The 11845-nt window shown below is 38.3% G+C and carries 8 protein-coding genes and 1 pseudogene; all 9 read right to left on the bottom strand.

What is annotated here, in order from left to right; genetic code table 11:
* Positions 1–28: 28 nt before the first annotated feature.
* Positions 29–1210 (bottom strand): O-antigen ligase family protein, encoded by a 1182-nt coding sequence (locus AB5935_RS12400; protein WP_368327444.1) that lies wholly within the window; start codon positions 1208–1210, stop codon positions 29–31.
* 203 nt (positions 1211–1413) lie between these two features.
* Complete coding sequence (locus AB5935_RS12395) at positions 1414–2835, bottom strand: lipopolysaccharide biosynthesis protein (protein ID WP_007843278.1); 1422 nt, start codon at positions 2833–2835, stop codon at positions 1414–1416.
* 27 nt (positions 2836–2862) lie between these two features.
* On the bottom strand, positions 2863–3582 hold the full coding sequence (locus tag AB5935_RS12390) for a LicD family protein (RefSeq protein ID WP_007843280.1): 720 nt from the start codon (positions 3580–3582) through the stop codon (positions 2863–2865).
* A gap of 36 nt (positions 3583–3618) precedes the next feature.
* On the bottom strand, positions 3619–4731 hold the full coding sequence (locus tag AB5935_RS12385) for a phosphonoacetaldehyde reductase (RefSeq protein ID WP_007843282.1): 1113 nt from the start codon (positions 4729–4731) through the stop codon (positions 3619–3621).
* 2 nt (positions 4732–4733) lie between these two features.
* The gene (gene aepY / locus AB5935_RS12380) at positions 4734–5873 is read right to left on the bottom strand and encodes a phosphonopyruvate decarboxylase (RefSeq protein WP_007843286.1); all 1140 of its coding nucleotides are present in this window, start codon (positions 5871–5873) and stop codon (positions 4734–4736) included.
* Entirely contained in the window at positions 5870–7192 is a 1323-nt protein-coding gene (gene aepX / locus AB5935_RS12375) for a phosphoenolpyruvate mutase (RefSeq protein ID WP_007843288.1), read from the bottom strand. Before aepX ends, aepY begins: the two co-directional genes overlap by 4 nt.
* Before the next feature lie 286 nt (positions 7193–7478).
* A pseudogene (locus AB5935_RS12370) lies at positions 7479–7742 on the bottom strand (IS66 family transposase); the annotation flags it as partial.
* A gap of 382 nt (positions 7743–8124) precedes the next feature.
* Complete coding sequence (locus tag AB5935_RS12365; RefSeq protein WP_368327443.1) at positions 8125–8958, bottom strand: transcriptional regulator; 834 nt, start codon at positions 8956–8958, stop codon at positions 8125–8127.
* Positions 8959–9943: 985 nt separating this feature from the next.
* The coding region (locus tag AB5935_RS12360) for an FtsX-like permease family protein (RefSeq protein ID WP_368327442.1) at positions 9944–11845 on the bottom strand (1902 nt) is incomplete at its 5' end.

The raw sequence follows: 11845 nt of genomic DNA, 5'->3' as shown, positions 1-11845 counted from the left end.
GGCAAAATCCTGAGCAACTTTTTGTTGCTCAGGTACTTAAAAAGTTTAATTTATAATAGTGTTGCGGAATTAAGGATAAGAAAAAAAGCAATCGAATTTCGCAGTATTTCTTAATGTAATACCCCACTTGTATAATGAAAACAATAATAGCTGTAATTCCCAATATGCCGAAGTCTATCATGATGGGAATCCATAAACTTTCCGCACCACACATCTCCTTATACTTATCGGCTACATATTCAAATGTATAGCTGATACCATTTCCCAAGAAAGGAGACTGCATCATGAACAAAGCTGCCAGTTCGAACTGGATGGAACGCATATCAGTATTGCTTCCTCCTACACTTTCCGTATCGGTAAATGAAAGGATTATCTTATCAAGATATGCATCCAAAGCCATAAAACCTATGACCACTGAGACAATTGCTATGAATACATACTTCATCTTTATATGCTTAAAGCTGAAAAAGGACATTAACACTACGGCCAGTCCAGCTATCGTACTACGCGTACCTGTAAGAAACACGGCTATAATCATCAAGCCAATAGCTATTGAAAGCTTTTTCTTTCCCAACTTCTTTACATACAGCGTACAATTCAAGCGTACCCAAAGTAAAAGTCCAGCCATCATAGTGGAGAAACCTCCTAACGTAGTGTGCATGCCGAAAATAGCTTGCGCACGTTTCATGCCAAAACGTATATCCTCTACGATGATGTCTTGAGAATATAGTTCCAATGAATTGACAATGAACATATAATGGTTACTGGAAATTATTGTTTCTACCAAGGTATATACACCAACAACCAACGACAAAATAACGCAAGTTCTTATATATATAAATATATATCGGCTATTTTTACTTATAATTTGATAGAATACAAACAGTGAAGCCACATCTACCACTATGCAGGAAACCAATGAACCGTAATGACGGTATACGGCGTAATGATTGCTCAACACATAAGATACAATCAATAATATTGAGCTGAACAAGAGCGGATAAGTTCGCATATCCTTCCAATAAAAATACCGCAACATAAAAATACTGAATGCAGCAATTGAAACAGCTTGGTACATACCAAAAGGTCCCACTCCATTCATACAGCCTAACACCATACTACATGCAGACACCACCATGAAAGTACATTTGAAATTTACAATTAATAGTAAGCTGATTATCAAAAAGATGAAAACGCAGATAATATTCATAAAAGAATCGTATGTTTAATCATATAGTTGATGGCATAATATTGCATATTGTTATTTTTGTGCTCTTCCGCATCAAATACTAACTCCAAGGATATTACTCCTTTGAGGCTGAAATAGAATGGGTAGCATTTCTATGATACAGAAACAATGGATGATGCACGAATATGAAAGAAGAAAAAAAATCATCTAAACAGGTTTAATAGCTAGAGTCCAATTATTTTTCTTACATATTTAATTAAAATTGCATCCTTAATCATAACAAGTATTGCAAAATAAGTAAACACAATCAACATAAACATTAATAAAATATTAAAGAACATATATCCAGTATGTATCATATTAAACCATATATAGCCCACAATAAAAGCAATCACCATATAACCCAAAACATCTACTATTTGTCGCATATAACTATATTTGACGATACGCTTTGTTGCCCACATATTAATAAGAGCTCCTGTTATATTGATTAATACTTGGGCGACAGCCAAACCGACTAAGCCATAGCAGAAACCTATAGCTAAATAAATGCAATAGATAATTTTCTTAGGGACTTCCAATTTTAATATTAATGCAGAATTTCCAACTGTCTGCATTAAACTAAGACTCATGTGTCCTATAGGATTAAAGGCTGCCCCTACTATAAGTATCTGAAATACGAAAGCACACTGAATCCACTTTTCAGTCCAAAGTATTACAATAATGTCAGATGCTGTAAAGCAGAAAAAAGAAATCAATGGCGCCATACCCATGATAAGCAAACGCATCATTTCACGAAATTTCTCTGATAATAGAACTTTGTCTTTTTGAAATTCAGACAACATAGGCAATGCCACTTTCTGTACAACTCCCGATGAAACGCTATCAATATTTCCACATAGATTTGACGCTTTGGAGTAATATCCCAAATCACTTTTTCCTATATATTTGCCAATTAACACAGAACTAACCTGATTAAAGGCTGTTCCTATTAAATTAGCACCTAGTAATTTACTCCCAAAATTCCACAAAGAGAGAAAAGATTCTCTATTAAATTTTTCTTGAGGTCTCCATGGAGTATAAAGCCATAACATAATAACCCTAATGCACGAAGCTATTATTGTTTGGAAAACTAGAGCATAAACTCCCAACCCATTATACGCCAAAATAGCTGTTATCAGCCCTGCAGGTATTTGCCCACACAAATTAATGATTGTTTGCCGACGAATATCTAAATTCGCTGTTAACAAGGCTGTTTGAACGATGCATAAAGAATTTAATAAAACATTGACACCTGATATCCTAATTAATAAAGACAAAAGAGGTTCTTTGAACCAATCAGCTATAAACGGTGAACCAATCCATAATATACAATATGCCAATATGCCAATCAACACATTAAAATAGAATGCTGTTGACAAATCCTGCTCAGTTCGATTTGTTTTACGTATTAATGCATTGGCAAAGCCTGCTTCAATAAACACATTTGACAATAATATAAAAATCATTGTCATTCCAACGATACCATAATCGCTAGGGGACAACAATCTCGCTAATACAATACCCAAAAGGAAACTTATTACCTGACTTGACAACCGTTCAATCAAACTCCAAATAACAGCAACAAAACCCGATGTTCTCTTCATGGAAAGAAATAAAAGTCTACAACCACACTACTCTAACATAAAACCTTCTCCATAAGCTACAAACATATCATGAATTATTACATTTGATTGAATACTTTTTGTCGCACTGGCATTCTTACGTGGAATCATAAAATCCTCTCCATAAATTAAAGAAAGAGTCTTGTGAGGGTCTGCAAAAGCCGGATATTGTTTATTCCTTACAGTCACTAATCGAGGAGAAAGCCCTATAGGCAGTACAAATTCACGAGCCGTCATTTTTTCATTTACAACAGGAGGGCAATAAACAAAAATCGAGCGTGTTATTTCCGTTTTTCTGAAACTGAAGAATATGTCAACTTGTAATCCATCGTAATCCAATGCTATTTCCGTCAGCTTCCTTGTTCTCTTTCCATTAGAATCTACGGTTACAAGATAGAAAGCTCTTTTTTTATAGAAACCATATTTAAGTAGTACATTTTCAAAATCCCTAGAACAGTCTTCTGCCCACATGGTAAGGTCCATATCATCATCATAAGGAATAAACCCTTGATTACGATAGGCTCCAAGCAGGGTTCCAAATTCCATTCCAAAGCTGACACCAGCTTCTTTACAGGCTGCCGACATAGCATCAAGAGCACATATTCCTTTATCCTGCAATAGCTTTCTATTTCTCTTAACCGTTTTTTTTTGTATATATCCACTCCACTTGGTTTGAAGGAAACCTCCTTTTTTCCCCCCTAGCTTATAATACAAATTTTGAATACGCATAATTAATAATTTAAATTGGAAATGGTTAGGATCAACCTATTCTTTGTCCGACTCTTTTAATTCCATAAAATAATTCTGTAATCCGCTTTTTACCTCCTCATCAATGACAACAGGATTATTCCGCCCCCTTTGTTCATTAAAAGAGCTAACAGCAGAAGCTAATTCATCGAATGTTAATGCTTTCGCAGACAAACCCAATGAAGAAATATAAGTACTCATGTGCAGCTGACAAGACAAGAAGTCACTTCTATCAGCATCCAGAAATTGTACCAACAACTTCATTCTTTGTCCATATTCATAACTATTCAATGTAGATTGTAGTCTTTCACCACAAAGATTCAATGCAAAAAAGTATGGAAAAGTTAGTGCCACCGCATGACCGTGCGGTATTCCATACAGACTTGTGAATTTGTAAGAAAAAGCATGAGGCGCAGTAGTAGTCGTTATATCAATAGCACGACCTGCATAGTACGCCCCTTCTGCGACTTCACTTCTTAGCTCCTTATTATTCAAGTTTTTTATCAGCAAAGGCAATTGCTTCCATAACAGACCTAATGCTTTCAACGAATAACTACGGCTTTCATCCGTTGAATTCACACTCCAATAGGATTCTATAGCTTGCGCAACAGCATCAAATCCTGTACAAGCTGTCAGATAAGCATCATTATGGCTAGTCAACTCCGAACAGACAAAAGCATAATCGGGAAGCATTGCAGAATCAGCTATCGACTGCTTCTCCCCATTTATATAACACACGCTAAAATGGGTTGTTTCCGCACCTGTTCCAGCTGTTGTAGGGATAACCACTAGCGGAATATAGCTATCTGTTTCTTTATATATATGGTAACGAATCAGTTTAGCCATATCAAGTGCACTGCCACCGCCTACCGCCAATATGATATTGGGACATTGTGACTTGCATAGAAGAACCCCTTTCCTGACATCTTCAACTCTAGGGTTTGTCAAGAAGTCAAAAAAACAGACAGTTTTTATACCCCTTCCGCTTAATACGGCATCCATCACATCCGATGCACCACAGGATGTATAGGACTTCTTGCCTCTTACCAAGAACACCTTTGTTACATTTAGTTTCTGCAGAAGAGCAGCCAATTGAGTGTTCAAGTCTGGTCCGATATAATATTCTTGCATAATTAATTCAACTCTTTATCTTGCAAGAACCCCATAAAAGCTTCTTTATTTTGTATAGGCGTGGTAGTAGGACGGCCCAAATCCTTACGATTGCCTTTCCTTACTTTCACTTCCAGCAAAACAGGACCATCCTCCAACCGAATGTCCGACAGAACTTTTTTCAAACCGTTCATATCAGAAACCGTATGAACCGCATTGTATCTTACGGAACGGGCTATCCCCGGCAAATCAATATCCAAGCCCACCGTAGGTTGGCCACCTACGGAATCATGAGCACCATTGTTAAAGACTACATGAATATAATTTTTCGGCTGTTTGCTCCCTATAATGGCCATAGAACCCATGTGCATAATTACAGCTCCGTCGCCATCAAAGCACCAAATCCTACGGTCTGTCTTTTCCAATGCTATACCTAGAGCTATTTGAGAAGCATGTCCCATGGAACCTACAGTGAGAAAATCTTTCTCGTGACCTTGTTTCATTTGGGTACGATGCTCAAACAACTCACGAGAAATCATACCAGTAGTAGACACAATGCAGTCTTCTTGACCGATAGATGAAGCAATTGCCTGAATGGTTTCCTCACGACTCATTGACAATGTTGAAGTACTGCCTGATTGCAATTCATACGAATCGAATGTATCTTTTTCTATCACAAAAGCAAAAGCTTCATTTTTTGTTTCCATAAAAAAGAGGGCATCTTCTATTTGTTTTAACAATTCTTTTTCATCTTTGCTCATCACAACGTGCTTAATGCCCATTACATCAAGTAACGGGATAGTCACTTTCCCCTGTTTGACATGCTGTGGTTCATCATGCACACCTGGCATTCCTCGCCATCCGATAAGCAGCAAGAGTGGAATGCTATAAACATCTTTATCCGTAAGCGACGCCAGTGGATTGATGATATTTCCTTCACCGGAATTCTGCATATAGACAACAGGTATATGACCGGTAGCTAAATAATGTCCGGCAGCCAAACCTACAGCTGCACCCTCATTAGCTGCAATGATATTATGATGTCCGTCTTTGTGATCTGCAATATAGGCACAGATATTCTTCAGCAATGAATCGGGAACTCCGGCAAAGAAATCAATGCCTCTCTGGGAAAGGCTATTAATAAAAAAATCAGGTGAAATCATTTTAGTGTTTTTTTTGTTCCGGGTATAAGTTCCAAAATCTCCTTGATAGGCATACAGTAATCATTAACAGCTTCCTGTGAGCGTTCGTGCATAAGGATTGATTTGGCGCAGTTAACCATAGAGGGGTATGCACTTCGCAACATGTGATTTGCATAAATTACTACGTTCACACCCCATGAAGCCAATTCGGTTTCTGTTATGTGACTGTAAGTAGTAGGTACTACAACAATGGGAGTAGATACGTTAGCAACCCGGAATCTTTGACAAAATTCCTTAATATCATCCCCACTTTTATTCTTGCTATGAATCATAATGCCATCTGCACCTGCTTCCACATACGCCGCCGCACGCGCCAGTGCATCGTCTATACTTTTTCCGGCAATCAGGCTTTCAATACGGGCTATTATCATAAAATCGTCCGACACTTGTGCATTTTTTCCTGTACGGATCTTATTACAAAATCCTTCAATAGTATCTTGGATCTGAACCGCATCTGTACCGAACAAAGAATTCTGCTTTAAACCTACCTTATCTTCTATGATGACAGCAGAAATTCCTAAGCGCTCCAAGGTACGAACTGTGAATACAAAATGTTCAATTTTACCGCCCGTATCTCCATCGAATATGACAGGTTTCGTTGTACATTCCAACGTGTCGTTCAAGTCATGCAAACGTGTGGTCAAATCTACAGCTTCAATGTCAGGCTTCCCTTTACTAGTAGAGTCTGTCAATGAACTTGACCACATACCGTCAAATTCATGCTTAACGCCATTAACGATTACAGATACATTTTCTGCTATCAAACCGGTCAAGCCATTATGGGATTCCAATATGCGAACTATCTTCTTGGCATTAATTAAACGACGAAGACGTTTCTGACGGATTTCAGGAGTAGTTCCTATCTCTTTCAGACGTTCATTTTCTGCGGAAGAAGAAAAGCCTTTGGTATAAGCTATATCGACAACTTTTCCTCCCCATTGTTTCAGACATTCTATAACCCGATTACGAACATTGGACTGGACTCCCTGCATCCAGTCATCTCCATGAACAACAAAATCAGGCTTCAACCGCTCAAGATTAGGAACATAATCCAATGTTTCTTGAGGGACAACATTATCCACTCCTTTCAAGGAACGAACTATTTCTGATCGTTGATTATAGTCAAGATAAGGTAAACGCTTGTAACTTGCTATAGCAGCATCTGTCAGCACGCCAACTGTTACACACCCAAGTTTTGCCGCTTCGCGGATTATATTAAGATGACCAGGATGTATCATATCCGCACTCATCCCCACATAAACTTTCTTACTATTTTCCATATAATTGATTGAATTTGAATTTACATTTTTACATATCCAGCATCATGTATGTAGATATCATCGTTTAATATGCAACGAACTTTAGTCATACGACTGTTATTAAAGGAAAGTAATGCTAAATATATTTTAGTTTCTTAGTACAAATACATTTTGCAAGTTGAGATGATGATATTCAACAGAGACTCTTACCATCTCTAAGCACTCAATTTAGAGCATCCCCCTTTAAAAGGGCACATAACTGTGCCCTAAACTGAGTTCTGTTAATTAATCAGCTTTGAATTTAACATTAACTTGTAGCCAAAGTGATTTTGTCAGGAACCATATTAACATACTCCCTGCATCCGTTAAAGATATTTTTGAAAAAAATTCCGATGAAATTCCAGATAGAGCTACCCAAAAGCTTCACCGTTCCAATCACACCATGATATGTGGCAGCCATTTCAGCACCGGCATCACTACCGTAATAAAGTGAATTGTTTCGTTGAGTAGTAAATTTTCGAATGGCTCACTCCCCTAGGTTATCTATCGGCTGTTCCTCATCATCCAATAATCTTGTAACAAGAAACCATTCAGATCATCATTTCCACAGTCAAACGGTTTAAATTCATAATCTTCTGACAAGCAAATTACCCGAATATCTTTATTCATACGAGTGCTAGAAATTAAAGGTCAGCAACGCCTTTATGCGCATGCCCCCTCTTTCACCTTAGCCTTTTCTGCTGGGTGACCTTCTTTTTTTGCTGATTTCCGTAATGAAATCAATTGCAGCCTGCCCTTTCAAGGGAGGAGTAGGAGTTATCTGTTTTGCCATAAGTATGAGTTAATTTTGCAAGGAACATGATTTTTCATCATATATCCAAGCAAATTCAAATATTATTTTGCTCAATAATGCTTATTTCAATAAAAGATGAGCACAAGAACAGAAACTATCTTCACTCAACCTTCTCAAACGGAAAAGCGTGAAGATAACTCACAGCCACCGTCATATTTCCAAAAGCGAACACTAACCTTGTATTTCGATGCAGCCGCATAATGCACCCCTCCTTCCCTCGGAAAACGCCACCGGTAATCCGGATGCGTTGTTTCTTCTGAAGATAATCCTCCAAAGGACGGTTCATCAACTCGATATTGTAAGGCATGGATTCGTACAAATAGATAAATTCCTCCATCTGACGTTGAGGGATGACCGCCGCACAGTGCGTGTTATAGTCCGTCACCAAATACTGACGAGGAAGCATGGCGGACAGAATGAGTTCCAACTGCTGCAAGGGAGCGCAGACAAACAACCAGCCGTTGCCCACGATTTCCTTCTCGTCCGTCAAAGCATTCAACTTTTGGGCGGAACCGGTGGCAAAGGCCTCTTTCACCACCCGGACGGAATCACGACGGGCGATATATTCTTCTTTAGTATAGCCGCACTGCTCGAAACGTTTCCTGTGGTCCGCCGAAGTATAGGAAAATACCTTGAAACAAAAGTATCTTTCTTCTGCTTCACCTGACGGCTTACGAAGTTTTACGGACTTCCTGCCACTAAAAACGCCGATATAGCGCTTCAATTCTTTGTTAGGCAGATACAGATAATACCAATTGAGTTCAGGATGTTCCTTCCCTATTCCCGCCAATGGCGTGACTCCCTTATTTGACCCCTGGTCTGAGACGGAAGCGATTGAACTGCAGAGCAGTAACTTAGGCGCTTCGCTCGCTATGTTTTGATTATTATAAGAGAGTGCTTCGGTTGCAAGCTCCATAGGACTTTTTATTTCCATCAAAACATCATAATTAAATTATTCTTCTAAAAAATGAGGCTCGAATAAGCCATCAATTTTCGTTTTTTTGTTGGGGTTCTCTTAGTAAGAGAACCCCAAGTTTACTTAAATGCCTGATAGAGTGTCCTATAGTTATAACCTTTCATATTATTTTTGCAAACAATTGTCATTTATAAGCATACTTTGGAATACTTTTTTAATGCGGAATTTTCTGTATTAAGGAATTATAGCTATCTTTGCAGCAAAATGGGGTTCTCTTACTAAGAGAACTCCATTTTTTATTAAAGGCTTAAAAAGGGAAAAATCTTATTTTCAACACATTATATTATTTATACAATCAGAATCAATTTTCCTCTCACAATAATTATGGTGAACTAAAAATGCTCAAAAAGAAAGAGGCTTCCGTTTCCGGTCGCCTCTCTTTTCTTTTCGGATAAACGCTTTTATCCGTAAGTGTACTGACTTTCACAAGCAAATACTAACTATTAATCTTAAATCTATTACTATGAAAAACACATTATATTAACATTTGAATCGCGTAGATTGTTCAACAAAATGAGATTAAAAGAGTGTTAAATATATAACAAAGGGAGGTCCAATTGTTTTTTAATGCAAGAAAAACGATTAAGTCTGATAAAAGTAAAAGAAACGGAAATACAAAAGATGTATCGTGATTTCACATAATCGTGACATAAGTAAAATACAATATAGATTATACAAAAACACACTACAAAAGAGAAAGGATGCCATCAGGGCACCCTTTCTCATCGCTCATTTGTAACTATAGAGAGTTAGACTCTCCTTAAAAACGCTGTAAAATTAATAAAATAATTTTAGACGCAAAATTAGTTTTGTAGAAAAATTCAAAAGGTTTTCAAAGTTTATCAGTATTGATCTGCCATAATGAACTGGTACGATAATTTATATTGGTTTTAAATGATATTCCTTGTAAATGAATTACTAACCACGGATATCTTATATTCCATTATTCATATTTCAATGACCGAGCGGGTTTACTATAAACAACCTTTATGGTTTGTCCTGCTACAGTCAGAAAAGAAATCAACAACATCAAGACCACAGGAAGCAGAAAGAACCACACTTTCAATTCTGTTCGGAACGGATAATGAGCCAACCATGCATTCATGCTGCCCCATGCCACAGGCAACGCAATCAGAATAGCGATAATAATAGGAATAAAGAAACCTTTACCCAACTGATAAAACAAATTCCAACGAGATGCCCCCAATACTTTCCGAATGCCCATCTCCTTGGTGCGGACGGCACAAGAAAACATAACCAACACCCATAAACCTAAGCAAGAGATAAAAATAGCCAATCCGGTAAAACCTCCCATCAATACGCCGAAAGCCTCATCCTGACGGTACTGCCGGTCATAGAACTGGTCGAGGAAGAAATAATCAAAACTGGAATCCGCAAAGTAATTATTCCATATTTCTCCTATCTGTGATACTAATTCCGAAGGATCACCCGGTTTCATCACGACTGAGATATAACGCTGAGGAATCCAATCAATCTTATCTTTATGAAAAAGCATTACTCCTGTATAACCTTTATTCAACGCTTGCTGATGATAGTCCTTCACTACTCCGATTACCTGCATGGGCTCTCCTACCGTTTCAACAGCTATTTCCTCACCAATAGCATCATCATTATCCATATATCCTAACATACGGGCGGCTGTTTCGTTGATAACCAATTTATTCACATCGTCCCCATATTCCTCGGAAAAACCCCGTCCGGCTACCACCTCCAGTCCGTATGCATCTATATAGTCAGGATCGCAACTTAACATTTCGTACAACCGGTTCTGCTTCAATGCATCATGCGCACGATGATTGGATAAAAACATGGCTACTTCTTCACCTGGTACAGCTCCGGAACAAGTTACTTTTGAAGCCAGCGGCAACTTTCTGATCACTTTCCGCATGGCTTCCATCTTTGTTTTCATTCCCTCGGTAGGCCCGGGAAACTTGATTACCAAAATCTGATCGGTCTTTACCCCCAAAGACTGGCGACGCATGTAATTGAGTTGTGCAAAAACAATCAGTGTACCACAAAGCAATATCATGGAGGCTGTATATTGTACAATAACCAATATTTTACGTGTATTCTCTCCGGCACGACTGTTCTGAAACTTACCTTTCAACAATACAATCGGCTTTTTGCGTAACAACGCACGCGCGGGATAGTAACCCGAGATATAAATACCGGCTACAAAAAGCAGCAAGACTAAAATGCCCCAATATTCGGTGAACCATACCGAGAAAGTGATGGTGCGTCCTACCAACTGATTGAATGCAGGAAGTAATAATTCGATTAGCCCGAGAGCAATGACAAAGGCAATCAGATTCATTACAAATGCCTCGAAAAGGAATTGATTGACAAGCTGTTTCGGGAAAGCTCCCACTACCCTGCGCACCCCCACCTCCTTTGCACGCTCCATAGAACGGGCAACTGTCAGGTTTATATAATTGATCCAAGCGATAATCAAAATAGCAATAGCTCCGAAAATCAATGCGATAATGGCCGAACGGTTCCCTTTCAACTCGGCCTCATAACCTAATTGAGGATTAAGATGAATCTTCTCCAATGGCTCCAACCTCACTCCCCAAGTCTTGTTTTTCAATGCTTCTTCAGTTTTATACTTCTCGGCCAATTGAGGAAAAGCACGTTCTATCTCTTCTTTGCGCTCGGGCGAATCCAGCAATACATATGTATAGGCTTCATGTTTGTACCAATACTCCTGTACCCATTTAGGTAAGGTGGCATATGATAAAAGAAAATTATAATGTATATGCGAATTAGAAGGCATTTCTTTCATGACTCCGGTTACCTCACAAGACATTTTTCCCATATTGCTGTT

The sequence above is a fragment of the Phocaeicola sp. RTP21198st1_B8_RTP21198_201120 genome (assembly GCF_040929485.1).
In the GTDB taxonomy this organism is placed as follows: domain Bacteria; phylum Bacteroidota; class Bacteroidia; order Bacteroidales; family Bacteroidaceae; genus Phocaeicola; species Phocaeicola dorei.
This window is presented reverse-complemented; position numbering and strand designations above follow the sequence as displayed.